Genomic DNA, 26,138 nt, shown 5'->3' with positions numbered 1-26,138 from the left:
CAGCCTAACCCGGCTCGACCAGGGTGTGAGGCACAGGCGCGCGTCTGGGACCGGCCACCGCCCGCGAGGACCGTACACCCGGTGCCGGCTACGGACGTACGCCAACACCGTACGCGGCTGCGCGGTCGCGGACGAGTCTCATGTACTTGCCCGACAGGTTGTAGGCCAGGAGTGCTCGCGTCCACCCTTCCGCACCGTTCAGGTCGCCGCCTCTGTCGCACAGGTAGCGCCCGGCACTGAGCGCGGCGTCGTCGATGTTGTCCGGATCCGCGACGCCGTCTCCGTTGGCATCCACGCCCCACGCCTTCCAGGTTTCGGGAATGAACTGCATCGGACCCATGGCTCGGTCCAGCAGCGGGTCTCCGTCGAGTTCGCCGCCGTCGGTGTCGCGGATCTCGGCGAGTCCGGGTCCGCCGTCGAGCGGCACGCCCCGGATCTCGGGTGTCGCCTTGCCGTCGGGCGCAAGGCTGGCGCCGCCGTGCTGTCCGTGCCCGCTCTCGACACTGCCGATGCCGGCGAGCGACGTCCAGGCGAGGCCGCACTCGGGTTGGGTCGACGCCAGCACGGCGGCGGCGTGCCCGTAGGCCTCGAGCGCCACCACGGGAATGTCCAGTGCATCTGCCTGGGGTTCTGCCCACTCCCGGAGCAACCCGGCCGTCCGCCCCGGACCAGAGAAGTCGATCGGAGGCACCTCCGTGCCGCGCGGGGGTGGCACGCCGTCCGGAATCTCGACCCGGGGCGCCTGCGGCGTGGTGAGGTTGACGCCCACCGCGAGAAGAATGACGACCCCGAAGATGCCGAACAGGACGATCGGCCAGGGTGAGCGACGACGGCGTGGTGCTTGGTACACCCCTCCATAGTCCACATATCGCCCGGGAGCATCCCCGTGCGGCGCGTCAGTAGGCGCCTTCCCGGCGCAGGACCGCGCCGACGGTGCGGCGGAGGATCGACAGATCCATCGCGAAACTCCAGTTCTCGACGTAGCGAAGATCGGCGCGTACGGATTCCTCCCGGGACAGGTCGCTTCGGCCGCAGACCTGCCGGTACAGCACCGGCCGGGACCGCCGAGACTCACGGCATGCGCGATCGCGAGGGAAACGGGTGCGGGCAGCACAACCATCGCGAGCCGTCCGCCACGCCGCTGTTCGCCACTAGGACGTTCGACGAGAGACCCCGAACACCCTCCCCCGCCCGGTCGTCCACGGCAGATCGACGTATCCCCTCGCCACCGATTCCTCGATCTCGCCCGGTGGCTTCGGTCTTCCCAGCAGGAATCCCTGGCCCCGGCGGCATCCCAGTTCCAGAAGGTAGGGCACCGCCCCTTCTACCTCGATCCCCTCGGCCACGAGGTCCAGCCCGAACGAGTTGGCCAGCCCGGCAATAGAATTGACGATTACCCGGTCGCCCTCGCTGCGGTGGAGATTCTGTACGAATCCTTTGTCGATCTTGAGCGTGTCCACCGGCAACGACTTGAGATGGCCGAGCGAGCTGTATCCGGTCCCGAAATCGTCGATCGCGATCCGTACCCCCAGCCGTTCGAGTCGCGACAGTGTCGCGCGCGTTCGTCGCAGATCACCGACCACGACGTTCTCGGTGATTTCCAGGCAGACTTCGGCACCCCGCAACCCGTAGCGCCGCAACACCGAGGCGACCGACTCGTCGAACCCGGCAGCCACCAGCTGGACCGGTGAGACGTTGATTCCCATCGTCAGGTCGAGACCGGGGATCCTCTCCTTCCACGCGGCGAGCCGGGCACACGCGGTAGAAATCACCCAGGTGCCCAATTCCCCGGCGAGATTGGTGGATTCCGCGACGTCGATGAACTCTGCGGGCTGGAGCGTACCGAGAACCGGGTGGTTCCAGCGCACGAGCGCTTCCACTCCGAGGATCGCTCCCGAACGCAGATCGACCTCCGGTTGATACTCGAGGACCAAATGGTCGTCGTCGATCGAGGTCCGCAGGTTCAATTCGATGAGGGTCCGCCGCTCCCCCTCCTGGGTCATGTCGTCGGTGAACACGCCGACGCTGTTGCCGCCCTGCACCTTTACGACCATCATCGCCTGGTCCGCCCGGCCGATCAATTCGACAGGTGAGATCTCCCCCGGCTCGCCGAGGGCGATACCGACACTCACACCCCGGCCCACGAGCTGCCCGCCCAGCGACACGGATTCTCCGACGACGCGCTGGATCTCCTCCGCTCGCTCCACGGCATCGGCGACCGTCGCCGGTCCGGCCAGCACGACGACGAATTCGTCGCCACCGAGCCGGGAGACGAGGTCGACCGGACGGTTGACCTGCATCAGCCTCTCACCGATCCGGCACAGGTACGTGTCGGCGGCACGGTGCCCGAGGAAATCGTTGAGCGCCTTGAGCCGGTCCAGGTCGAGGAACAGCACCCCGACGGGCCCCGGATTCCCACGGCCGAGCCTCGCGTCGAGATGCTCGAGCAGCGCCCGCCGGCTGGCCAGGCCGGTCAACGAGTCGTGGTAGGCGGCATACCGCAGGTCACCCTCTGCCCGGATTCGCGCCTGCACCTGTGCGAGCAGGGCGGCGATGAGACGAAGGGAATCGAGTTCGTCGTCTGTCCAGACCCGGTCACCCGGGGCCACCAGCCCGAGAGTCCCCGTAGTGACTTCACCCCACAGCAGTGGTATCGAAGTGATCGACTCCGCGGGTTCACGAATTACCCTAGGTTCCTTGGAGTACTCGGACTCGGCGATGGCCGGATCCGCATCGCGAAAATGCAGCACACCCGGAGTGTCCGGCTCGGCACCGTGCGCCTGCGGCGGCCATTCGGCGACGAGCACGGCCGCCGCGAGGTCGTGGTCGTGATACCGCAGATAGCAGCCTTCGACCCCGAAATACTCGTAGAGAAGCTGCAGAACCTGGTAGAACGCATCCCGGTGCGACGCGACATCGGCCGGCATGAGACGTGCCGCCACCCTGGTGACCAGGTTTTCGAGCGTCGGCGACGAACGGGCCACGGCTTATCCCTTCGACAGCGGTCGAGGGCTGTTCACTCCAGCGAAACGAACAGTTCCATCTCACCACTCGCGGGAAGGAACGCGACCTCCTCGCGGTACGCCCGGGCGATCTCGCCGTCCTTCTCTGCGATCTCGACCTGCGTCCACACGTCTTCCCACGGATCCGTTCTCGATCCGTCGGGGGTGAAACGTGCGGCGTACTTGTCGGTTATGCGGATCATCGAGTCACCCACGGCGAGACTCGCGACGTCGTCACAGCGGTAGCCCGCCAGCGCCGTCCAGCCCACCTCGGGATTGGACACGTACACGACTGTCACGTCGCCCACTCCGCGCGCGCGGAGGCGTTCGAGGGTGAAGTCCAGCAGATCGTCGCCGAGGCGCCCGGATCCCGGCTCGATGCCGGGCACGACCAGGCCGCCGACCGAATACCCGCGCACCTTGACGATGGTGAAGCTCATTGGGCCACAACGTATTCAGAAGTCTTGATCGAGATGTACAACTCGATGCAGTAGGCGTGCGGGTAACACTCGAAATCACCCGTGAACGCCCGCACGATCTCACCCCGGCTCTCGGCCGCCCAGATCTGCCGCCACAGTTCGCTGAACACGTCGGGGAAATGACTCCCCACCGCGGAGAACTTCGCGTACGTCCCGGACGGGAGACGGGAGACGACATAGCCGGGGTGGACCTCGTCGAGCGTCCGGCAGCAATACCCGACAGTCTGGGTGTAATACGATCCGATCTCCTCGGCGTGATCGGTATAGGTCGACGCAAGAGGACCGTCGGCGTCCCGCTTCAGTACCGCGGACCACGCCCTCTCGAGGTGGGGGTCCCTCAACTTGCCCAACGCCCGGCGCGGACTACGCACAGGCAGGCCGGCCACCAGAGTTTCTTCACGCTCGACAATGCAGAACGCCATCGGGCAATCCCCCTCCAAGCCGTTTGTATAGGCACCCATTCCGCGCTTGCCCGACCCGCACGCGTAATAGGAATTGCATCGAGAGTAAGGGCAACACCCACACCTTTCAAACGAAAGGCAAAACAATATTCGGGTATGTTTAACCGCCGTTTTAAGTCTATGAGTATTCTTGACTCCGAGAAACGGATGTGCAGTCGAAGTCAGGCGCTTTCAGGCGACGCTCGTCATGCGACTGGCCAGGTCCACCGAGGAGGAAGAAGACGCCATGATGATCGGCCTTCGGACACGCGGGCTCCATCTTGCGCTCAAAGATCTGCGTGGGTCGCAGTGCGGCAACCCGTTCGCCGAAACCTTCCTCGCCGAGAAGGTCGTCCTACCGGACGGGAGCGCGCAGCCGGCGGCCGTCAGGATCCGCCGGACCGGACTCCCGCGGTGACAGCATGCCGATCCTGCGGCCACCCACATCTCGATCCGGCGCTCGACCTCGGCCCTGTTCCGGGAAGCGAGCGATTTCCTTTTCGCGGAACTTCGGTCCGCCCCGACGAGATGCGCAACCGTCTGTCGATGATGCTGTGCCGCGAGTGCGGATTGGCACAACTCGGGGGTGACGCCGGCGCGCACGTGCACCTCGATCGAACCCGGATGACATACCAGGACATCGGGCAGACGATCGGGATCGCACGCGGCGCCGGCCTACTCGACGGCGGGACGCTGTCCGAGTTCGCAGTCCGGACGGGAGACCGCTGGCTCCATCGTCTGCAGCACTGCGGATTTCGAGCGGCCGGCCGCGGCGAGCGGGCGTCCGTCGTGGTGGATTCCTTCGTCCTCGAACAAGAACCCGACCAGCACCGGGCACTGCGGGCACGGGCGGCCGCACTCGCCCCCGACGGAGTGCTCCTGCTGGAGGTGCACGCGTTGTCGGAGATCGTCGCCCAGCGCCGCTGGGACGCCGTGCGGTACGGGCGCTTCGCGTACTACAGCATCACCACGCTGCGTCGTGCCCTCGAAGACGTCGGCCTCCTCCTCTGGAACGCATGGCCGGTCGGATCCACATCCGACGCGGTACTCGTTGCCGCCCTGCGCGACAGCGCCCTGTTTCCCGAACCGTTCGTGCGTCGCCGCCTCGCGTCCGAGCGTGCGGAAGGTATCACCGACGTCCGGACGGTACGAATACTCCAGACCGTCGCGGACCGGCAAGCGGCCGCACTCGACACCTGGCTCCAGCTCATGGCCCACCGGAACCGGACCGTGATCGCCTACGGTGCAACGCCTTCCAGCGTTACCTTGTTCGCGCGCGCCCGGGTGAGCAGCTCACTGATCGCGGCAGTAGCCGATCCTTCTCCGGACCGGTTCGGACGGAGGATGCCCGGCACCGACGTGCCCATCGTGTCACCGGAAGCCATGGTGGCGACGGCACCCGACCACATCCTCGTCATGGCACCGCACGATCCGGCCGAACTGCACCGCCGCTACCCGGGACTCCACGGCAGATGGGTGATGCCGCCGCGCAGCACCGACGACTTCTACCGTGGGGATTGACAATTCACAGGCACGCCGATCAGAGGGCCCAGTGAAGTTTCCAGGTTCCGGGATCGAGCGGCGTGGTGCCCGCCGACCGCTCGGCTGCCCGGATCGCGTCCACGAACCGCAACACAGCACTGCGTAGCGTCGCCTCGGTATCGCCCGACCCGTCGACCCGGACCGTTCGCAGGTCGTCGGGCACCAATTCGTCGGGGAACCCGGCACGACGCGCACGTTCGAGGACCTTGTCGACCAGCGCCAGGCTCGGCTGAGCCATGGCGATGCCGTCGAGGCACGACGCGCGTGCCTTCTCCGCTTTCTTCGCGACCTCCCACGCAGCTTCCTGCTCCGCGACGTCCATCGGCCCGGTATGACCGTTGCTCAGGTGGGGGCTGCGCGCCGCGAGCTTGGCGACGAGCGTCGCAGCGACATCGTCGACCGTGAACGCTCCCGACGCCTGCGCGATTCTGGAGTGGAAAAGGACCTGCAGCAACAGGTCACCGAGTTCCTCCCGCAAGGCATCCGGATCTCCGGAATCGATGGCGTCGAGCACTTCGTACGTCTCTTCGACGAGATACCGGCGCAACGACTCGTGCGTCTGGGTGACCTCCCAGCCCCCGAACGACCACAGCCGGTCCATCACCTCCACTGCCTTGCGCAGACTCTCGCCGGATCCTGCCGCTTCGTCGCTCACGCGGTCACCGACACCGGAGCACTGATGTTCACCGACCCCTGAGGCTTTCCGTCCATCGCGAGCAGGAAGTCGGCGATGAACTGGAGCAGTTCGACATCGCGGACACGATCCGAACCTATGCCGCCCGTACGCGGCAGCGGCAGTTGTACGGTGCCGCTCGTCGGGCGGTACTGCGCCGCGGGATACAGCCGCTTGAGCCGCATCTGCTTCGAATCCGGCAGTTCCATGGACGCGATCTTGACCTGCGAACCGACGACGGTGACCTCGTCGAGTCCGTACTCCCGGCACAGCAGGCGCAACTTCGCGACGGAGACGAGTCGGCGAACCTCTTCGGGCAGCGGACCGTACCGGTCGACGAGTTCGTCGATGACCGTGTCGATGGCGGCGTCGTCGTTCGCGGCGGCGAGTTTGCGGTACGCCTCGAGACGGAGCCTGTCGGACGTGACGTAGTCGGCCGGGATGTGCGCGTCGACAGGCAGGTCGATGCGTACTTCCTTCGGTGCTTCGTCGGTGGAGATCGGACGACCGTCGGCCGCCGCGCGGTAGGCCTCCACGGCCTCGCCCACCAGACGCACGTAGAGGTCGAAACCGACCCCGGCGACGTGACCCGACTGTTCTGCGCCGAGTACGTTGCCGGCACCGCGGATTTCGAGGTCCTTCATCGCCACGGCCATACCGGCGCCCAGATCGGAGTTCTGGGAGATCGTCGCCAGCCTGTCGTACGCGGTTTCCGTCAACGGCTTCTCCTCGGGGTACAAGAAGTAGGCGTAACCGCGCTCACGGGACCGGCCGACGCGACCGCGCAGCTGGTGCAGCTGCGACAACCCGAGCGAATCGGCGCGTTCGACGATGAGGGTGTTCGCGTTCGGGATGTCGAGGCCCGTTTCGACGATCGTCGTACACACCAGCACGTCGAACTCGCGTTCCCAGAACCCCTGGACTGTCTTTTCCAGGGTGTCCTCGTTCATCTGCCCGTGCGCGACGGCCACTCGCGCCTCCGGCACGAGATCGCGAATCTTCTTGGCTGCCTTGTCGATCGAACTGACGCGATTGTGTACGTAGAACACCTGCCCGTCGCGCAGCAATTCGCGACGGATCGCGGCGGCGACCTGCTTGTCGTTGTAGCCACCGACATAGGTCAGGATCGGGTGCCGCTCTTCCGGCGGGGTGAGGATCGTCGACATCTCACGGATACCGGCCATGCTCATCTCCAGCGTGCGCGGAATCGGCGTGGCGGACATCGTCAGAACGTCGACGTGGGTACGCAGCGCTTTGATGTGCTCTTTGTGCTCGACACCGAACCGCTGCTCCTCGTCGACGATGACGAGGCCGAGATCCTTCCAGCGAATGCCGGTCTGCAGCAGGCGATGCGTGCCCACGACGATGTCGACCGTACCGTCTTCCATTCCCTGGAGAGTTTCACGGGACTGCGCTGCATCGGTGAACCGGCTCAGCCCCTTGACGACGACCGGGAACGCCGCCGTCCGCTCGGTGAAGGTCTGCAGATGCTGCTGGGCGAGCAGGGTGGTCGGCACCAGCACCGCTACCTGCTTGCCGTCCTGCACGGCCTTGAACGCCGCACGCACGGCGATTTCGGTCTTGCCGTATCCGACATCGCCGATGATCACCCGGTCCATCGGGACCGGCTTCTCCATGTCCCCCTTGACTTCGGAGATGACGGTGAGCTGGTCCTGGGTCTCGGTGAAGGGGAAGGCGTCCTCCATCTCCTTCTGCCACGGGGTGTCCGGGCCGAAGGCGTGCCCCGGCGACGCCTGACGCGCCGCGTACAACCGCACCAGTTCGCCGGCGATCTCCCGAACCGCCTTGCGCGCCTTACGTTTTGTATTCGCCCAGTCCGATCCGCCGAGCTTGCTGATCGACGGAAGCTCGCCACCCACGTAGCGCGAGAGCTGATCGAGCGACTCCATCGGCACGAACAGGCGGTCGCCGGGCTGGCCGCGCTTGCTCGGCGCGTACTCGATCACCAGGTACTCGCGACGGGCACCCCCGATCGTGCGCTCGACCATCTCCACGAACCGGCCGATGCCGTGCTGGTCGTGGACGACGTAATCCCCCGCGGTGAGTGCGAGCGGGTCGACCTGGTTGCGGCGCTTGACCGGTGTCTTTCGCGCCTCGGTCACCACCCGGTTTCCGGTGAGATCCGCTTCGGTGACGAGCACCAGTCCGGGCACCGTGTTGTCGCCGTTGCCGGTGAGCACCAGACCCTCGTGCAACGATCCGCGGAGCACACCGACCTGCCCCCGCACCGGTTCCGCGCCGGGTTCGAGTTCCGCGGCGGGGACCTCGTTCTCCATCAGTCTCTCGAGCACACGCTGGCCGGTTCCGGTGCCCGCAACCACGATCACGGCGCGCCCACCGGTGGTGACATGGGCGCGCAGGTTCGCGAACAGCATCGACAGCAGTTCCTCGGAACCGCGGATCTCCGGAGCGGACTGGACGGCCAGAACGGTCTCGGTGTCCGCGCCCGACTCGAGCTGGCTCAGCGACCACCACGGTGTGCCGTCGGCCTGCGCTGCCTCCCGCACCTGTCGCAGCGACCGGTATGCCGACGCCGCGAGGTCGAGTTTGCGCCCGTCGACGCCGTTGATGTTCGCCGTGTCCAGCGGCGCCGCCCCGCCGATCGACGCCGCGGTCCACGACGCCTCGAGAAACTCCTGGCCGGTGCGCACCAGATCGGTCGCGCGGGTGCGGACCTTCTCCGGATCGCACAACAGGACGTGCGTACCGCGCGGGACGACATCGGTGAGCAGTTGAAGTTCGCCCGGTTGCAGCACCGGCAGCAGCGCTTCCATGCCCTCGACCGGGATTCCGCCGGCCATCTTCTCGAGCATCTCGGCGAGCGCCGCGTCGGCAGGGTTGTCCTGGGCGAGCTGCGCGGCGCGCTCCTTCACCGCGTCGGTGAGCAGGAGCTCACGGCACGGCGGCGCGATCAGCGTCGTGATCTCGAGTTCGGGAATGGAACGCTGGTCCGCAACGGAGAACGGCCGCAGCTCCGTGACCTCGTCGCCCCAGAACTCGATGCGCACGGGATGGTCCGCTGTGGGTGGGAACAGGTCGAGGATGCCGCCCCGGACCGCGAACTCTCCGCGCTTGCCCACCATGTCGACTCGTGTGTACGCCAGCTCGGTGAGGCGCGCGACCAGCTCGTCGAAGTCTTGCTCGGAACCGAGACGCAGCGTGATCGGCTCGATCTCCCCGAGTCCGGGGGCCATGGGCTGCACCAGCGACCGCACGGTGGCGACGACGATGCGCAGTTCCGGACCGAGCTCCCGGTCGTCGGGACGCGCGAGCCGGCGCAGCACCTGGAGTCGTCTGCCCACGGTGTCGGCGCTCGGCGACAGCCGCTCGTGCGGCAACGTCTCCCACGACGGGAACTGGGCGACACTGCCGCCCACCATCTGGGTGAGTTCGGCCGTCAGATCGTCGGCTTCGCGACCGGTCGCGGTGACCACGAGAACCGGGGTCTTCTCCGCAAGGGCTGCGGCAACGAACGGACGGACCGCGGACGGCGCGACCAGCGACTGTTCGGAGGTACCGACCAGTTCGCCGATCCTCTGGAACTGGGAGTCCAACAGCGCGATCCGCGCCAATCCGGACAGGGGGGTGGTGACCGGGGGCACAGCAGACAAGGAAAGCGCTCCTGAGTTTGAGACGAGAACCTTATCGAGTCTATGCCCCGCGCACGACACGCGTCAGGAGCGAGCGAACAAGATGCGTCACCCCGCCCGGTCCGGTCGGATCGCCGCCGCGTAGTCGCGGAGCAGATCGGCACTGTTGCAGCCCAGGGCCGAACCCGCCCAGGTGGCGAGTCGCCGGAGCAGATCGGCGTCGGCCGGGTCGGCCTCGTCCCCGGCCGAGACCCCGGAGGGGAGCCACCGTCGTCGCACCATCCGCAGCAGCGACCGTTGCGCCCGGGCCGGATCGGCGTCGAGTGCGAAGGTGACGAACGCGTCGCGGGTCCAGGCTTCGACGCCGGACCGTTCCAGCGCCAGCGCGATCACGGGGTCGGCGGTGACCACGGCGTCCGCATGACACAGCAAGGCCACCGAGGTGACGTGTGTTTCTCTCGGGTCGACGACGTAGGGCACCTCCCGCAGCACCACGGTGGGCCAGGTCACCCGGGCATCCGGGAACGCGCGGTCGAGTTCGGCGAACAGGTAGTCGCGGGTGGCGCGGACCAGATGCCCGGGTAGCCGCCGATCGACCTCCGCGATGATCCCGTCGCTCCAATACGGCTGATACAAGCCGTCTTCCGCGAACGCAAGGGCGACGTCCCGAACCCGCGCGTTCGCCAGGACCGTCGCGTCGAGGACCACTCTGATCGGCACCGCTCGCCCTTCCGTTAGTGGTCAGAACTCTTCGTACATGTTTTCGCGGCGGGCGAGATCGGCGAGGTTGTCGAGCACCTCCGCGCGAATCCGGGTGCGGCGTTCGGCGAGCGCGAGAACCTCGCTCCGCGGCACCCGGCGATGCAAGCCGTGGAATTCTGCCGCCAGCTCCCCGGTATCCACCAATCGGGCCGCGTAACCCCGCGAGCATCCGAGGACGTCGGCGACCTGCGCGATGGTCAGCAACGCGGGAACCACACCGATCGTGACGGCGGCGTCCGGACCGAGGTCGTCGAGCAACCGCGCCAGTTCCCCCGGCGCCTGCCTCGCGTCATACGGTCCGAACGTCACGGCGCGATGCTGTCAGGACCAGGGAGCGATTGCAACGACACAGCGCCGGACGACGTCGCGGCAGCGGCGAGCAGCCGCGGCGCTCAGGATTGCAGCCGCAGCCTTCGGGCCGCGAACTGCCGGAAGTATTCGAGCTTGCTCGGCGGGACCACAGACGGCAGCAGCAGGCTCCACATGGCCTCGATCCGCTCGGTCAGGTGCTTGGTTCCACTCATCGCCGCGCCGACAGTGCGGGCACCGATGCCGGCCTCCATCAGCAGCAACGCGAACGCGTCGGTGTCGACGTGCTCGGCAAGGTCGCCCTCGTCGCCTGCGCGCCTGGTGAGTTCCTTCAACTCCTCGAGCCACACGTCGAACGGTCGCTCCTCGGCACCGCGGTAGTCGCCGATCTCGACGAGCAGGCGGAACATCGCGCGCACGACCGGTTCCGTCTCGGCGAGGTCGACGTTGAGCACCGACAGTTCGATGGCCGCTTCGAGTGCGGGTGCGCGACGATCCGTCTTTCCGGCGGTTTCGGCTGCCAGCCTGACGTATCCCGCGTCGATCACGCCGCGCGCGAGTTCTTCCTTGGATCCGAAGTGGAAGTACAGGGCACCTTTGGTCACGCCCGCTTCTTCGATGATCTCGTTGAGGCTCGCGTTGGCGTAACCCTCCCGCACGAAGACGTCGGCCGCTCCTCGCAGCACCGCCTCGCGCGTCACCTCAGCGCGTACCTGCCGTCCCACAGAGACCCCGATTCTTCGCTCGCCGATGGGCGTCGGTCGTGCATCCTGCGTTGTTCACCGTAACACCGATTATCCTGGTTCCGGTATGTTCGCGGCCCGTAAACAGGGCACTTACGGGTTCAGATGGTCGTTCCCGAGCGTCGGGTCCGCTTCCAGGCGCGTGAGCCCGTTCCAGCACAGGTTCACGAGGTGTGCAGCCACCACCTCTTTCGACGGCGTCCGTTCGTCGAGCCACCAGGTCGCCGTCGTGGCGACCATGCCCACCAACGCCTGGGCGTACAGAGGCGCGAGTTCCGGATTGAGGCCCCGCCGCGAGAAGTCGCCGGCGAGCAATTGCCCGACCTGCCGCATCGCCTCGTTGAGGAGACTCGAGTAGGTGCCCTCCTCCGCCGCGACCGGCGAGTCACGCACCAGAATGCGGAAGCCCTCCGTGCGTTCCTCGATATAGGTGAGCAGCGCGAGCGCAGCGCGCTCGACCCGTACCCGCGACCGGTTCCGGGTGAGGCTTTCCGTCACCATCGACATCAGGATCGTCATCTCGCGGTCCACCACCACCGCGTAGAGCCCTTCCTTGCCGCCGAAGTGTTCGTACACCACCGGCTTGGACACCTGCGCCCGCTGAGCGATCTCTTCGATCGACGCGCCTTCGTAACCACGCTCGGCGAACAACGCGCGCCCGATCTCGATGAGCTGTTCGCGCCGCTGCGTTCCGGTCATCCGGATGCGCGGGGAACGCTCGGTCCTGGTCTGCGCCGTCCGCTCGGAACGGTCCTGCGACGATCGTGGCAAGGGTTCGTCCTTTCCGGCGTGGCACGCCGGGCATCACTCGGTTGGTCGAGCCCAGACTATCGACACCGGGCCGATCGCCCCCCACGTTCGACGCCGGACGCCTCCCGTGCGAGGATCAGGGGCGCACGCCCGGGGTGCCCGCGCGCCGGGGGTGTGGCAGTCCGCCGTGGTGTAATCGGCAGCACCTCTGATTTTGGTTCAGATAGTTCAGGTTCGAGTCCTGGCGGCGGAGCGGGGACCGTTTTCGGGGAGCCGTCGCGCTCCCGTGCGCACGAGGGAATTCCGTGCGTATGCAGACATTGTCGAGGGAGCTACATGCAGGTGCAGACCGCGATCATTGTGCTGGCAGCCGGGGCAGGAACCCGGATGCGGTCGAAGACCCCGAAGGTTCTGCACAGTCTCGGCGGGCGCTCGATGCTCGCCCACTCACTTGCCGCAGCCACGGCGCTCGAGCCCACGCATCTCGTCACCGTGATCGGACACGAACGGGAACGTGTCGGTGCCGCCGTCTCCGCGTTCGCCGCCGAATCGGGGCGTGACGTACGCGTCGCCGTGCAGGAGGAACAACGCGGCACCGGTCACGCCGTCGCGTGCGGGCTCGCCGAGTTGCCGGACGACTTCACCGGCACGGTGCTCGTCACCGCCGCCGACGTGCCCCTGCTCTCCCCCGACACGCTCCACGAACTGCTCGAGACGCACACCGAGCCTGATACCGCAGCAGTCACCGTCCTCACGACCACGGTGCCCGACCCCACCGGATACGGGCGCATCGTCCGGACCACAGACGGTGATGTCGCCGCGATCGTGGAAGAAAAGGACGCCACCCTTCGCCAGCGCGCGATCGTCGAGGTCAACACCGGCGTGTACGCGTTCGACGCGGCCGGACTCCGGTCGGCGCTCGGCAGGCTCGACACCGACAACGCCCAGGGCGAGCTCTACCTCACCGACGTCGTCGAGATCGCCCACGGTGAGGATCTCGCAGTGCGCGGCATGCACATCGAGGATTCAGTACAGGTCGCGGGAGTGAACGACCGTGTCCAGCTCGCGGCGCTGACGACCGAACTCAACCGCCGGGTGCTCACCCGCTGGATGCGCGACGGGGTGACCGTCCTCGATCCCACGTCGACGTGGGTCGACATCGACGTGGTGCTCGGCACGGATGTCACCCTTCATCCCGGCGTCCAGCTGCACGGCCGGACGGTGATCGCGGAGGACGCCGTGATCGGACCGGACACCACCCTCACCGACGTCCAGGTCGGTGCCGGAGCGTCGGTCGTGCGGACCCACGGCACCGGCTCCGTGATCGGGGCGGGAGCGACCGTCGGCCCCTTCACCTACCTGCGTCCGGGAACCGAACTCGGCGCGAACGGCAAGCTCGGCGCATTCGTCGAGACGAAGAACGCACAGATCGGCGCCCACTCGAAGGTGCCGCACCTGACGTACGTCGGTGATGCGGAGATCGGCGAGCATTCCAACATCGGCGCGTCGAGCGTCTTCGTCAACTACGACGGTGTCGAGAAGTACCGCACCGTGGTCGGATCCCACGTGCGGACCGGCTCGGACACCATGTTCGTAGCGCCGGTGACAGTCGGCGACGGTGCCTACACCGGAGCCGGAACCGTACTCCGTCGCGACGTCCCACCGGGGGCGCTGGCGGTGTCGGGCGCGCCACAGCGCAATATTGAGGGGTGGGTCCAGCGAAACCGCGCCGGAACCGCGGCTGCCGAGGCAGCATCGAGAGCACAGCAGCAGCACGACCACGATCGGCAAAAGGACGGCCAGGACCAGTGACCAATTGGATCGACAACCAGAAGAACTTGATGCTCTTCGCCGGCCGGGCGCATCCCGAGCTGGCCGAGCAGGTCGCCAAGGAACTGGGTGTACCCCTCACCCCGCAGACGGCACGTGACTTCGCCAACGGCGAGATCTTCGTTCGCTTCGACGAGTCGGTGCGAGGCTCCGATGCGTTCGTGCTCCAGAGCCACCCGTTCCCGCTCAACCAGTGGGTCATGGAACAGCTCATCATGATCGACGCCCTCAAGCGCGGCTCCGCGAAGCGCATCACCGCGATCCTGCCGTTCTACCCGTACGCGCGTCAGGACAAGAAGCACCGCGGTCGCGAGCCCATCTCGGCCCGCCTCATCGCGGACCTGCTCAAGACCGCTGGTGCGGACCGCATCATCACGGTCGACCTGCACACCGACCAGATCCAGGGCTTCTTCGACGGCCCCGTCGATCACATGCACGCGCAGGGCCAGCTGGCCGAGTACATCCGCGGCAAGTACGGCGTCGACAACATCGCCGTCGTCTCCCCCGACTCCGGACGCGTCCGCGTCGCCGAGAAGTGGGCCGACACGCTCGGTGGCGCACCGCTGGCGTTCATCCACAAGACCCGCGACCCTCTCGTGCCGAACCAGGTCAAGTCGAACCGGGTGGTCGGTGAGGTCGAGGGCCGCACCTGCATCCTCATCGACGACATGATCGACACCGGTGGCACGATCGCCGGTGCGGTTCGCGTCCTGAAGGAAGCCGGTGCCGGCGACGTCATCATCGCTGCCACCCACGGTGTGCTGTCCGATCCCGCCGCCGAGCGCCTCGCGGCGTGCGGTGCGAAGGAAGTGATCGTCACCAACACGCTGCCGATCCCGGCGGAGAAGCAGTTCGACACGCTGACCGTGCTGACGATCGCACCTCTGCTGGCGCAGACCATCCGTGAGGTCTTCGAGAACGGTTCGGTGACTTCGCTGTTCAACGGCGTCGCCTAGACACTGCGCCACGAGGTGGTGCACTTCCGGGCCACACGGACCGAAAGGCATTCTCCTCGATGTTCACCGGTTTCCCTACCGCGGCTCTCGACTTCTACGAAGACCTCGAGGCCTACAACAGCAAACCGTTCTGGGCCGCGCACAAAGCCGTCTACGACGACTGCGTGCGCGGCCCGATGCTTGCCCTGCTTACCGCCCTCGAAGACGAATTCGGGCAGGGTAAGGCTTTCCGGCCGTATCGGGACGTCCGATTCAGCCACGACAAGACCCCGTACAAGACCCATCAGGGCGGTTTCGTCCAGACCGCACCGGGCGTCGGCTACTACGTCCAGATCGACGCCGCAGGACTGACCATCGCCGGTGGGTTCTATTCGGGGTCGCCCGCGCAGGTTGCGGCATACCGCAAAGCCGTCGACGACGAACGGCGCGGAACCGAACTCGGCAAGATCGTGCGACGACTTCGACAGTCCGGGTACGAAATCGGGGGCGAGACCCTGAAGACGAAGCCGCGCGGCGTCGATCCCGACCATCCGCGTCTGGATCTGTTGCGTCACCGGTCGCTGACCGCCGGTCGCACCGAAGTTTCGCCGCCCTGGATCGACAGCACACGCACCCTCGACGAGGTCCGCGACTCGTGGCGCGCATTCCGTCCTCTCGTCTCGTGGCTCACCGCCGCGACCGCAAATCGACCTTCAGACCAACCGGTATGAAAACGTGTGCGCCGCAATGCTTTGCCTCTAAACCTGACTCGTGATGATCTTCGTCACTTCCGGTGGGCTCCGGTGCAGGTCACGTTCGGCGGGGGTCCCGCAACGGCCGGGTTCTGACCTAAGGTTGCTCCTCGTGATCGACGCGCAGACTCTCGAGGCCCCCACGGAAAACCCGACAATCCGGACCTCGCGACGGTGGTCTCCCGGAGCATGCGTCTGGTGCGGTGGCACCGAATCCGTCGAGGAGTACCGCAACGAACCCCGCTGCGCGACTTGCCGTCACCACGAATCCGTGATCGAAGAGGCCCGCCGGTTCATGGGCATGTACGGCCTGCGCCCCATCGGAGGCACCCTCCAGTCGGACGACGACGAAGAGTACGAGCACCGACTCGGCGCCCGAGATTCCCGGCGTGTGCTCAACGAGATCCGCCTCGAACACCAGCCCGACCCCGAGCTCGTCCGGAAGGCACTGCGTCCGCGTGCCGCCGCTGTCGTCGCGGAGGGGAAGCCGGCCGCCAAGCGGCCCTCGACTGCCTCTTCCGCCACCGGCAGCTCCCGCACCGCGTCGGCATCGGCTAAGACCGCGGCTCCCGTCAAGACGGGGACAGTCGACATCGACGAGATCCAGACCCGCGCCCTCGCTCTGCTCGACCAGCTCACAGCGATCGACGCACAGCTTTCCCTCGTCGCCGACCAGAGCGGTCTCGCCGCCCGAGCTCGCCGCAGCGATCTCGAGAAGCAGAAGGCCACCGTGCTGCGCACGCTCGCAGCGCTGGAAAAGGCCCGTCTGAGCGCCGCATCGAAGTAGTTCCCCAGGGCCGGGAAGTCACGAACCGGCCTGCGCGATAGGCTTCCTCAGATGAATTCTGTCCTCGGTCTCGTCGCCGGCCTGGTAATTCTGGTCGTCGGGGCAGAGGTTCTGGTGCGCGGCGGTTCCCGGCTCGCCGCCCGGCTCGGCATCACTCCGATCGTTATCGGAGTGACGGTCGTAGCGCTCGGCACGAGCGCGCCCGAACTCGCGGTGGGCATCGAATCCGCCGCCACCGGGAACTCGGGCCTCGCACTCGGCGCCATCGTCGGTACCAACATCGTCAATCTGCTGCTGATCCTCGGGCTGAGTGCGCTCATCCGGACTCTTCACCTCGGGACGCAGACGCTCCGCATCGATCTTCCGGCCATCACCCTGGCTGCGGTCCTGCTCTGGGTGACGTCGGCGGACGGGCGGATCACAGCGGCCGAAGGCGTCGGTCTCATCGCGTTCGGTCTGCTCTACACGGTTCTCGTCATCCGCGCCGGGCGCGCCGAAGCCGCCGCCGTCCGTTTGGAGTACGCCGACGAGTTCTCCCCGGACCCGGTCCCCTGGCGTCTCGGTGCGACGCTCACCGAGGTCGCGATGCTGCTCGGCGGGATCGCCATCGTCGTGCTCGGCGCGGACGTTCTCGTCGACGCCGCCGTCGCGTCCGCGCAGGCGCTGGGTGTGTCCGACACCGTGATCGGTCTGACCGTCGTAGCGATCGGTACCTCCGCACCCGAACTCGTGACCACGATCGTGTCCACGATCCGCGACGAGCGCGACATAGCCATCGGCAACCTGCTCGGTTCGAGCGTCTACAACATCGTCTTCATCCTCGGCGCGACCGTGCTCGTGACCCCCGGCGGTATGGCAGTACCCGACGAGATCGTCCGGGTCGACCTGCCGCTGATGGCGGCTGTCGCGTTTCTGTGCATTCCTGCGTTTCTCACCGGTCGCCGCTTGTCGCGGGCCGAGGGAGCACTGTTCATCGGGATGTACGGCGTCTATCTGTCGTTCTTGTTGATGACCCGTACGTGAGCGGTCAGGTCAGCGCCAGGTCTGCGAGTTCCGCAGCAGACGCCGGCAGACCTACGCAGTTGCCGTCGACGCCGGGTACGCCCATCTCGTGTTCATGAACGCCGGGCCCGACCCCGACAGGTTCGTCTCCGTCTTCCGGAGTGAGCTCCTCGAACCTCGCCGCGCCAGATCTTCCTCGACCTGAGCGGGATTTACCAGGCACAGCGGACATCCGACCAGGTAGTCTCTCATCGATCAGGCCGGTCGAGGGTCTCGTTCACGCCTCGGCACGACCAGCCAGGCGATCCTCGAAGGAGCTTGCGTGAGTGTCTCCGCCGGTCGTGTCGGCGTACCCCAGTGGCGCGCTCTCGCATCGGCTCTCCCCCGGCCCCGGTTGTTCTCCGCCCTCGACCGGGGGTCGCCTCTGACCGTGCTCGACGCACCCCCCGGATTCGGCAAACGCACACTCGTCGCGTCCTGGTTACTCAGTGGCGGCAGCGATGGGCGGACGGTGGTGTGGGTACCGTCGAACCGATCGGCTTCCGGCCACCACGCGACGTGGCAGGCCGTCCTCGCCGCACTGCGGCAGCACGACGCCGAGGAGTTCCCCCGCACCGAGAGTCCGGATGCACCCGGCGCTGACCCGTTCGCCCACGTGGTGCACGCGTTCCGGACGTCTTCGGGGCCGGCCCTGCTGGTACTCGCCGGCGTCCACGATCCCGCGACCACGCTGCCCTGCGTCTACGAACTGCTCGATCGCTGCCCGTCCGTCGATGTGATCGTGTGTCTGCCCGGGACGACGGACTCCGATCTGTCGGGAGCCGCCACACAAGGAATCGACTGCAACTACATTCCGGCCGAACAGATGGCGTTCACGCTCGGCGAGACCGCCGAGTTGTTCCGCGCCTCGGGGTTTGCGCGCACCGAAGCCGAATGTCACGCCCTCCATCGCACCCTGGGCGGTGCCCCGGTGCATCTCGCCGCATGCGTGCGACTCCTCCGCTCGGGACCCGGCCGGCTCGTCGACTCCTTCGGAGCACCGAACGAGCATCTGGCGCACGTCGTCAAGCGCTACACCGAAACGCGTCTCGACGAACTGGACGACGAGTCACGTTCCTTCGCGCTCTCGATCGCCGCAGTGCACAGCACCGACGCGCTCGGTGCCGCCGAGCTGACCCGGCATCCGGACCCTGCGAAGATGCTGAACCTCATGACGACGTGCGGGCTGCTCGTCGTCTCCCGGCCCAGCCGGATGTGGCGCTGGAACGATGTCGTGCGTTCCGCCGCCCTCGAGGTTTCGCGGACCACCCGGCCGGGACACGTCGATGCACTTCTCGGCGAGCTGGCCAGGCGGCACCGGAGCGACGGGAACCTTGTCGAGGCCGCCTTGTACGCCGTCGAAGCCGGAGACTGGGGCATGGCCCGAGAGATCGTCTGCGATTCCTGGGTCTCCATGGTGGACAAGCACTTCGGTTCGTTCGTGAAGATCCTGCGTGGGCTTCCCGAAGAGGCGCTCGCCGAGCATCCGTCGATTCTCGCCGGACGTGCGCTGTTCACGCAGATGCTCGACGAGCACGCCATCCTGCACACCTCGCTTCCGTCCGCCCCCGCCGATCTCCGTGAACTCGGCAAGACGAAAGATGCTTGCCAGGCGTTGATCGTGGGGACGATTCAGACACTGGCGTTGCGGGTCGGGGGCGCGGTGGCCGAGGCCGCCCGGCGGACGCTGTGCCTCGAACCGCTGGTCGATTCGATCCTCGAACACCAACCGGACGCCATCGCACCCCAGTTGCCGGTGCTTCGCTTGCAATGGGCCATCACTCTCCAGCTCGCGGGGTCGCTGGACCGGTCGACCGCCGCGTTCCGTCGCGCCTATCGGGGTGCCTACGCGTCGGGAATCACCTTCGCGATCCAGAACGCGGCCGGCAGTTCCGCATTGAACTGGGCGGTGCGGGGAGACAACCCGCGTGCGCTCGAATGGCTGGACCACGAGCAGAGGGCTGAACCCACCGCGGGGCACTGGGGTCCCGTGGTGCGGGTGAGCGGCCGGGCGGCGACGACCCTGCTCCAGCTCGACGCCCTCGAGTTCGACGCCGCACACCACACCCTCGAGCTACTCGGCGTCCCGGGTGAGTCGGAGGAGCTGTGGGCGTTCGTCGCCTATTGCCGGGCGTACCACGCCCTCGCGACGGGCGAGGCGTACGACGGATTGACCTGTATTCACCAACTGATCGCCTCGCACCGCGACCGCCACACGCCCGGCTCCCTCTCCCAGGTGCTCCTCGGTGCCGCGGAAGTGGATCTACAGCTGGCGCTGGGCAACGGCAACCTCGCTCTCGCCCGCACCGGCGAAGGCCCCGACGACCATCCCCTTCTGATCGTGACCGCCGCGCGCGTGGAATTGATGACCGGGCACCCCGATGCCGCGCTGACGAGGCTCCGACATGTGCCGTGGCCGGAATGCGGTTTTCCGCGTGCGCATCTCGAGGCGCTCCTCGTCGCTGCGGCTTCCCGCCTCGATATTGAGGATCGGAACGAAGCCGTCCGCGACTGGCAGCGGGCCTGCACCCTCGCGCAGGCTCTCGGAAACCGGCGCGCCTTCACCCTGCTGCCGGCGCGAGCCGCGGAACGACTGCGGGAGATGAGCGGTACAGCAACACCTGGTGGCCCGGTACCGAGCGTCTTCGCCGAACGGGTGACGCGCGTCGAGTTGTCACCTCGCGAGACCGACGTGCTGGCCCTGCTCTGCGAGGGTTCGACGCACGCCGAGATCGCCAAGGCTCTGTTCGTCTCCACGAACACGGTGAAGACCCAGTTGCGCAGCGCCTACCGCAAGCTGGGGGTGCACTCGCGATCCGAAGCCGTCGGCCGAGCACGCGAACTGCGGCTGCTTCCCGTCACCGAGGAGTCGTGACCGCAGGCTCCGATTCTGTCCGGACTGCCTTCGCGGCGACCCGAGTGTCCACCGCCCACACCGCGGCGGTCAGCAGTGCGAGACCGACACCGAGCGTGCACACCGCCGCCCATCCACCGAATGTCCACGCGGCGGCCCCGAGCGCCGAGCCCGAAGCCGCGCCCACGAAATAAGTCGTCATGTACACCGAGTTGATCCGCGAGCGGGCCTCCGGATCGAGTGCGTAGACGATGTTCTGGTTGGTGATGTGGACCATGCTCACCGCGAGATCTATCACGACCATCCCGACCACGAACCACACGAGAGAGACCGATCCGGCCCCCAGTGCCGCCCACGAGACGACGAGGGCAGCGATCCCCCCGCCGGTCGTCAACCAGGCGAGGCCCCGGTCGACGAGTCGCCCCACCACGGATGCGGCGACGGCGCCGACGACCCCGGCCAGACCGACGAGACCGATCTGCAGTTCCCGGAGCCCGTGCTCGGGACCGGACAGCAGGAACGCCATCGTGGAGAACATCGCGCTGATCGAGGCGAAACTGAGTCCACCCATCAGTGCCCGTGTCCGCAGCCGGGGGTACTCGAACACGAGTGTGCCGAGCGAGCGCAGTGTCGCGCCGTAACCCTGGCGTGCCGTCGGAGTCGTCGCCGGCAGGACTCGCCACAGCGCGAGCGCGACCACTGCTGTGAGGACCGCGCCGATGCGATACACCGTCGACCAGCCACCGACTTCCGCAAGCATCCCGGCGACACTCCGGGCAAGGAGGATGCCCACCAGCAGGCCGCTCATCACGGTGCCGACCGCTGCGCCCCGCCGCTCCGGAGTGGCGAGGGTGGCCGCGAACGGCACCAGCACCTGTGCGGCAACCGAGAACAGGCCCGCGATCGCCGTGCCCAGCATGAGCACCCCGATGCCGGGAGCGAAGCCGCTGATCGCCTGGCCGGCTGCCGCGGCAAGCATGAGTGTCACGGCCAGGCGCCGCTGCGGAAACACGTCGCCCAAGGGCACCAGAAAGATCAGGCCGGCGGCGTAGGCCACCTGGGCCACGGTGACGGTCGCCGCTGCTGCCGAGTGCGACGTCCCCAGCGCGGTCGCGATCGACTCGAGCAGAGGCTGGTTGAAGTAGTTTCCGCCCACACACAATCCCGTGGCCACTGCCATGAGCAGCAGCACCGGCGTGGTCAGAACGGGGCGGGGCGGGGCTTCCATACCCACCACCTTCTCTCCGAGCGAGCCCGAGTGTCCAACCGGTCGGGCCCGCCCGCGGACTCGTCGGGCCCGCCCGCGGACTCGGTGGTCCGAAGTGGATATGCCCGCAGCACCGGGCTCCGACGCCGAGCTGTCTCAGCGACGAGCGGCGCCGAGCACGGTGAACCGGCCGTCGGGGTCGATCCACTCGCGGCGGACGACGAACCCGGCGCGGTCCAGTTCGGCCCCCAGGCGATCGAGCCGGAACTTGGCGGAGATTTCGGTGCGGATCTGCTCGCCCTTCTCGAACGACACTTCGAGGTCGAGTCCGGGCACGGACACCGTCATCGGTTCGGTCGCCTCGAGGCGCATCTCGATCCACTCGTTCTCTGCGTCCCACACCGCACGGTGGACGAAACGGTCGGCGTCGAAATCTGCGCCGAGACGGTTGTTGAGCACCCGCAACACGTTCCGGTCGAACTCCGCCGTCACGCCCGCGGCGTCGTCGTACGCGGGGACGAGGATCTCGGGATCGACGACGAGCCCCGCCCCGAGCAGGAGCCACTCGTCGCGCTCGAGGATCGACGCAAGTCCGGAGAGGAACTGGTCGCGCTCTTCCGGGACGAGGTTGCCGATCGTGCCGCCCAGGAAGGCCACCATCCGGCGACCCCCCGACGGCAAACGGTCGAGCGAGTCGGTGAAGTCGCCCACCACCCCGTGCACCGTCAACTTCGGATATTCGGCCGACAGTTGTGACACGGCGGTTCGCAGAGCGGGTTCCGAGACGTCCTGGGGCACGTAGGTGTGGGTGTACGGTTCGAGCGCATCGAGGAGCACCCGCGTCTTCTCCGAGGACCCCGACCCGAGTTCGACGAGGACCTCCGGTTGCGCCGAATCGGCGATCTCACCCGCGAATCGGCGCAGCAACCCGAATTCGGTGCGGGTCGGGTAGTACTCGGGAAGCCGGGTGATCTCCTCGAAGAGTTCACTGCCCCGCGCGTCGTACAGCCAGGTCGGCGAAAGATACTTCGGTGTCGACGTCAATCCTCGATATGCGTCGGCGCGCAGTTTCTCGTCGAGTTCTCCGGGTTCGAGATAGACGTCTACTTTCATGGAGCGTTGACCTCCAGTGGTGTGACGATGAGCTTTCCGGGCGTTGCATAGACGAGGTGACGGTCCGGTACCGGTTGCCAGCGCGGGTCGTCGTCGTACGGTTCCGAGGCCACGATCGCGAGATCCTCGTCGGCCAGGGTCCACAGGGAGTGGTACCAGGCAGTCGCCCACATTTCGGAACCGTTGCACAACAACATGTTCAGCCGGGATTCGGGTGCGACGTCGATGATCTCGCGTACCAGGGCCATCAGGGCGATGTCGGGGGTCGAGGAGCGCAGGCGCGAACGCAGCAGCAACCACAGAGTCGCGGCGTCGGTCGGAGCCTCGAGGCGCAACAGTTCTGTCACGTCCAGCGTGGACGCGAGTGCGGCGAGCGACCCGGGCCAGCCTCGAACGACGCCGTTGAGGCTGAACCCCCAGCGCGCATCCCCGAACGGCGCCGACGCCGATCGCTCGACCGGCATTCCTTCCGTCGCCGAGCGCAGGGCAACCATGAGCGCGCCCCCGCGTATACTCGACATCCCCTCGGTGACAAAGGGATCCGCCCAGACCGGCGTGGACGACCGGTATCGGCCGAACGCCCCGTCGCCGGCCCACCAGCCCACCCCGAAACCGTCGGCATTGATCGTCCCGCCACCTCGCATGTCGCGGGGCGCGAACGATTGGCGGACGAGCGAATTGGATCCGCGGTGAAGAAGGTCGCCGGCGCCGGTAGCGGGACCGAGATAGCCCAGGTGCCTACACATCCGACTCCCCGGTGCCGGCGGGCGTGTACGCGACGCGGAAACCGGCGAAGATCTGGCGGCGGATCGGGAGGTCCCAATTGCGGAACGTGCCGCGGCACGCGACCGAGTCGGTGCCGAAGGAACCTCCGCGCAGCACGCGATAGTCGTTGCCGAAGAACACTTCCGAATACTCCGGATACGGGAATGCCCGGAAACCCGGATACGGTTCGAAGGGCGAGGACGTCCACTCCCACACGTCGCCGATGAGCTGGTGGACCCCGAGCGGCGACGCCCCTGCCGGATACGCGCCCACCACGGCAGGACCGAGGTGACGCTGCCCGAGGTTCGCGTGCTCGGGGCCAGGCTCCTCGTCCCCCCACGGATACGCCCGGCTACGACCGGTCTCGGGATCCCACCGCGCGGCCTTCTCCCACTCGAACTCGGTGGGCAGGCGCCCACCCGCCCAGCGCGCGAACGCCTCGGCCTCGTAGAAGCAGACGTGGACGACCGGCTCGTCCGGGTGCAGCTCGACGAGACGACCGAAACTCTGCCGGGCGCGTCTGCCCGACGCATCGTGGGTCCAGAAGCGGGGTGCTTCCAGCCCGGTATCGCAGCGATGCTTCCAGCCCGGCCCGCTCCAGAGTGCGTGGCGCTCGTATCCACCGTCTTCGACGAATTCGAGGTAACGCCGGTTGGACACCGGCACGGTGTCGATCCGGAACTCGGGCACGTGGACCCGGTGCGCGGGTTTCTCGTTGTCGAGCGCCCAGGGGTCGCTCGACGTCCCGATCTCGACCTCGCCGGCAGGCACGAGAACCTGCGACCGATCGGGCGGGTTCCCCTCCCGCGGCGCTTCGGGCGCGTCGAGCAACGGCGCCCCTTCACGCAACTGATGGGTGGCGAGCATCGTCTCACCGTGTTGCTGCTCGTGCTGCGCGACCATGGCGAAAACGAAGCCGTCGCGGTTGAGTTCGGAGTCGAAGCTGCCGTTCTCGAGGGCCTCCCACGTCGCGGCCCGCACCTCGTCGACGTACCGGCGCGCTTCGTCTGGTCCGAGCAGCGGCAACTCCGGACGGGTCGCGCGAGGGTGCAGGAAGGCGTCGTACAAGTCGTCGATGTCGTTCCGCAGGGGCTGCCGGCCGCCCACGCCGCGCACGAGCCACCGCTCTTCCTGGTTGGCGATGTGCACGAGATCCCATACCAGCGGACTCATCAGCGGCGAATGTTGCGCGGTGAGTTCGGAATCCGAGATATCGGTCAGGGACCGCGTCCGGTCGCGCGCACGCTCCAGATGCCTGCGCAGCCGGGTACGCGCGGAGTTCACCGGCCGATCACCTCCGGGCCCCGCCCCCGCAGGCATCGCGCGGCGGCGGCGTCGAGAGCGGCCGTGAAGCGCATGTCACGCGAGGACTCCGCTGCAAGCGACAGCAAACCCGCTGCGGCGGCACGCAATTCGACCGACCCGAGGCCGACCTGAGCCGCTTCGGTCCACAACTCCCGGACGGGAGCGGCGACGGCGGTCGCCTCTTCCGTGACGGCCGGTGTGCTGAGGAGCGCCTCGACGGCAGCTACAGGGACCTGCCACATGTCGCCTGGCTGAGCGTCGATGTACCGCACCTCCAGGTGCCCTCGTGGCCGCACCGGGGGGAACAGGGTGGTCATGTGGTAGTCGAGATCCCCGATGGTCGGGCGGCGCCCGATCTCCTCGTCGAGACCTCCGTCGAGCCAGTCCGCGAACGAGGCGCCCGCGGGTACATGCCACTCCGGCTCCCCCGTCCGCACGCACGTCAACGGCGCGTCGACCACCCACGCCGGATAACCGGCGGGGTCGGGCACCTCGGTGAGTTCGGGGTCGAGTGCCAGCCACGCGCGCATCCGCTGCGACGCCCAATCCCCTTCGGGAGCACCTCGCATGAGGGGCGAGCACGCGAACGCCGCGATCATCGCCGGTCCCATCGCGTGCAGCAGTTTCCAGCGCCGGTCGATCTCGTCGTCGTCCGTCCCCGCATCGACGCTGACCTGTACAGCGGCGGTGTTGTTCATCATCAGCCGGCCCATCGGCCCGGACCGGTCGTACCGCATCTCCATCGCCCCGTACCGGGCTGTCCGCAACAGTCGCTGCGGCGGCCTGACGCCGTCTGCGGCACCATCGAGCATCGCCACCGAACGGCGCGCGAGAAGCGCCCGGAGCATCCTGGCGTCCGCGGTGAGCCGGTCGCACACCTGGCGCGCGGAGGTGCACGGAGCGCTGGAAAGTTCCACCTGCCCGCCGGGCTCCACGCTGACGACACTTCCCGACGGCAGCGGTCGCTCCGAGGACGACGGCATCACCGTACGGGGCGCGTGGGAGCCGAGTGCGTCGACGAGCGAGGTCAACTCGGGGCGTGCTGCCGTGACGTCGGCACGCGCAGTCAGCCACTCGAGTTCCACGCCGATCAGCCGCGGCGGCCCTGCCCGGAAGCTCACGTTCCGGACATGCTTTTCGGCCGCCGCGCGTGTGCCGAGTCCTGCCCGAGCGTGCGACACCGGAAAGTTGATCGCCATCACCACTCGATTCACCCCCCTCGGCTGCCTGACAAGGTC

Annotated in this window: 24 protein-coding genes and 1 tRNA gene; 9 read left to right on the top strand and 16 right to left on the bottom strand. The window is 67.4% G+C overall.

Annotation, left to right across the window (positions count from 1 at the left end; genetic code table 11):
- Positions 1–88: 88 nt before the first annotated feature.
- The 5 genes from RDCOP1_RS08960 to RDCOP1_RS08945 form a co-directional block, all read right to left on the bottom strand.
- Entirely contained in the window at positions 89–850 is a 762-nt protein-coding gene (locus tag RDCOP1_RS08960) for a lytic transglycosylase domain-containing protein (RefSeq protein WP_111731591.1), read from the bottom strand.
- 46 nt (positions 851–896) lie between these two features.
- Positions 897–1,052 (bottom strand): sugar transferase, encoded by a 156-nt coding sequence (locus RDCOP1_RS21290; RefSeq protein WP_111731592.1) that lies wholly within the window; start codon positions 1,050–1,052, stop codon positions 897–899.
- Between the two features lie 99 nt (positions 1,053–1,151).
- Positions 1,152–2,927 (bottom strand): putative bifunctional diguanylate cyclase/phosphodiesterase, encoded by a 1,776-nt coding sequence (locus tag RDCOP1_RS08955; protein ID WP_084722555.1) that lies wholly within the window; start codon positions 2,925–2,927, stop codon positions 1,152–1,154.
- Between the two features lie 89 nt (positions 2,928–3,016).
- Positions 3,017–3,442, bottom strand: coding sequence for a hypothetical protein (locus tag RDCOP1_RS08950; RefSeq protein ID WP_072699788.1), 426 nt, complete (start codon positions 3,440–3,442; stop codon positions 3,017–3,019).
- Positions 3,439–3,903: a GyrI-like domain-containing protein gene (locus tag RDCOP1_RS08945; protein WP_072699787.1), complete on the bottom strand. Its 465-nt coding sequence runs from the start codon at positions 3,901–3,903 to the stop codon at positions 3,439–3,441. The genes RDCOP1_RS08950 and RDCOP1_RS08945 overlap by 4 nt, the downstream gene beginning before the upstream one ends.
- Positions 3,904–4,129: 226 nt before the next feature.
- Here RDCOP1_RS08945 and RDCOP1_RS21470 point away from each other — a divergent pair, with 226 nt between their 5' ends.
- Positions 4,130–4,339, top strand: a complete 210-nt coding sequence (locus RDCOP1_RS21470; protein WP_072699786.1) for a hypothetical protein — start codon at positions 4,130–4,132, stop codon at positions 4,337–4,339.
- Positions 4,336–5,442, top strand: coding sequence for a methyltransferase domain-containing protein (locus tag RDCOP1_RS08935; protein ID WP_072699785.1), 1,107 nt, complete (start codon positions 4,336–4,338; stop codon positions 5,440–5,442). The genes RDCOP1_RS21470 and RDCOP1_RS08935 overlap by 4 nt, the downstream gene beginning before the upstream one ends.
- Positions 5,443–5,461: 19 nt before the next feature.
- On the opposite strand, the gene RDCOP1_RS08930 is transcribed toward RDCOP1_RS08935, so the two are convergent.
- From RDCOP1_RS08930 to RDCOP1_RS08905, 6 genes are all read right to left on the bottom strand, one after another.
- Positions 5,462–6,064: a nucleoside triphosphate pyrophosphohydrolase gene (locus RDCOP1_RS08930; protein WP_072700345.1), complete on the bottom strand. Its 603-nt coding sequence runs from the start codon at positions 6,062–6,064 to the stop codon at positions 5,462–5,464.
- A 50-nt stretch (positions 6,065–6,114) separates the two neighbouring features.
- Entirely contained in the window at positions 6,115–9,759 is a 3,645-nt protein-coding gene (gene mfd / locus RDCOP1_RS08925; protein WP_371836821.1) for a transcription-repair coupling factor, read from the bottom strand.
- Between the two features lie 96 nt (positions 9,760–9,855).
- Positions 9,856–10,467, bottom strand: a complete 612-nt coding sequence (locus tag RDCOP1_RS08920) for a PIN domain-containing protein (protein ID WP_072699784.1) — start codon at positions 10,465–10,467, stop codon at positions 9,856–9,858.
- A gap of 21 nt (positions 10,468–10,488) precedes the next feature.
- Entirely contained in the window at positions 10,489–10,818 is a 330-nt protein-coding gene (locus RDCOP1_RS08915; RefSeq protein WP_072699783.1) for a helix-turn-helix domain-containing protein, read from the bottom strand.
- A gap of 83 nt (positions 10,819–10,901) precedes the next feature.
- Positions 10,902–11,543 (bottom strand): ScbR family autoregulator-binding transcription factor, encoded by a 642-nt coding sequence (locus tag RDCOP1_RS08910; RefSeq protein ID WP_072699782.1) that lies wholly within the window; start codon positions 11,541–11,543, stop codon positions 10,902–10,904.
- A gap of 111 nt (positions 11,544–11,654) precedes the next feature.
- On the bottom strand, positions 11,655–12,260 hold the full coding sequence (locus tag RDCOP1_RS08905; RefSeq protein ID WP_072699781.1) for a TetR/AcrR family transcriptional regulator: 606 nt from the start codon (positions 12,258–12,260) through the stop codon (positions 11,655–11,657).
- Positions 12,261–12,492: 232 nt separating this feature from the next.
- Here RDCOP1_RS08905 and RDCOP1_RS08900 point away from each other — a divergent pair.
- The 7 genes from RDCOP1_RS08900 (at position 12,493) to RDCOP1_RS08870 (ending at position 20,531) form a co-directional block, all read left to right on the top strand.
- Positions 12,493–12,564, top strand: a tRNA-Gln gene (locus RDCOP1_RS08900).
- Positions 12,565–12,647: 83 nt separating this feature from the next.
- Complete coding sequence (glmU, locus tag RDCOP1_RS08895; RefSeq protein WP_072699780.1) at positions 12,648–14,123, top strand: bifunctional UDP-N-acetylglucosamine diphosphorylase/glucosamine-1-phosphate N-acetyltransferase GlmU; 1,476 nt, start codon at positions 12,648–12,650, stop codon at positions 14,121–14,123.
- Positions 14,120–15,097: a ribose-phosphate diphosphokinase gene (locus RDCOP1_RS08890; RefSeq protein WP_072699779.1), complete on the top strand. Its 978-nt coding sequence runs from the start codon at positions 14,120–14,122 to the stop codon at positions 15,095–15,097. The genes glmU and RDCOP1_RS08890 overlap by 4 nt, the downstream gene beginning before the upstream one ends.
- A 59-nt stretch (positions 15,098–15,156) precedes the next feature.
- On the top strand, positions 15,157–15,807 hold the full coding sequence (locus RDCOP1_RS08885) for a DUF2461 domain-containing protein (RefSeq protein ID WP_072699778.1): 651 nt from the start codon (positions 15,157–15,159) through the stop codon (positions 15,805–15,807).
- Positions 15,808–15,940: 133 nt separating this feature from the next.
- Complete coding sequence (locus RDCOP1_RS08880; protein WP_072700341.1) at positions 15,941–16,615, top strand: hypothetical protein; 675 nt, start codon at positions 15,941–15,943, stop codon at positions 16,613–16,615.
- A 51-nt stretch (positions 16,616–16,666) separates the two neighbouring features.
- On the top strand, positions 16,667–17,638 hold the full coding sequence (locus RDCOP1_RS08875; protein WP_072699777.1) for a calcium/sodium antiporter: 972 nt from the start codon (positions 16,667–16,669) through the stop codon (positions 17,636–17,638).
- A gap of 301 nt (positions 17,639–17,939) precedes the next feature.
- Complete coding sequence (locus tag RDCOP1_RS08870) at positions 17,940–20,531, top strand: helix-turn-helix transcriptional regulator (protein WP_072699776.1); 2,592 nt, start codon at positions 17,940–17,942, stop codon at positions 20,529–20,531.
- On the opposite strand, the gene RDCOP1_RS08865 is transcribed toward RDCOP1_RS08870, so the two are convergent.
- The 5 genes from RDCOP1_RS08865 to egtA form a co-directional block, all read right to left on the bottom strand.
- The gene (locus tag RDCOP1_RS08865) at positions 20,515–21,738 is read right to left on the bottom strand and encodes an MFS transporter (RefSeq protein ID WP_072699775.1); all 1,224 of its coding nucleotides are present in this window, start codon (positions 21,736–21,738) and stop codon (positions 20,515–20,517) included. The two genes, RDCOP1_RS08870 and RDCOP1_RS08865, sit on opposite strands and share 17 nt — an antisense overlap.
- A gap of 135 nt (positions 21,739–21,873) precedes the next feature.
- Positions 21,874–22,830 carry an L-histidine N(alpha)-methyltransferase gene (gene egtD / locus RDCOP1_RS08860; RefSeq protein WP_072699774.1) on the bottom strand — a complete coding sequence of 319 codons (957 nt, stop codon included), beginning with the start codon at positions 22,828–22,830 and terminating at the stop codon, positions 21,874–21,876.
- Positions 22,827–23,576, bottom strand: a complete 750-nt coding sequence (egtC, locus tag RDCOP1_RS08855) for an ergothioneine biosynthesis protein EgtC (RefSeq protein ID WP_072699773.1) — start codon at positions 23,574–23,576, stop codon at positions 22,827–22,829. The genes egtD and egtC overlap by 4 nt, the downstream gene beginning before the upstream one ends.
- Complete coding sequence (gene egtB, locus RDCOP1_RS08850; protein ID WP_072699772.1) at positions 23,569–24,915, bottom strand: ergothioneine biosynthesis protein EgtB; 1,347 nt, start codon at positions 24,913–24,915, stop codon at positions 23,569–23,571. Before egtB ends, egtC begins: the two co-directional genes overlap by 8 nt.
- Positions 24,876–26,099, bottom strand: coding sequence for an ergothioneine biosynthesis glutamate--cysteine ligase EgtA (gene egtA, locus RDCOP1_RS08845; RefSeq protein WP_072700339.1), 1,224 nt, complete (start codon positions 26,097–26,099; stop codon positions 24,876–24,878). The genes egtB and egtA overlap by 40 nt, the downstream gene beginning before the upstream one ends.
- Between the last annotated feature and the right edge of the window lie 39 nt (positions 26,100–26,138).

Source organism: Rhodococcus coprophilus NBRC 100603 (assembly GCF_001895045.1).
Taxonomy (GTDB): domain Bacteria; phylum Actinomycetota; class Actinomycetes; order Mycobacteriales; family Mycobacteriaceae; genus Rhodococcus; species Rhodococcus coprophilus.
Note: the sequence above shows the minus strand (reverse complement) of the source record. Positions and strands in the feature narration are given on the sequence as shown.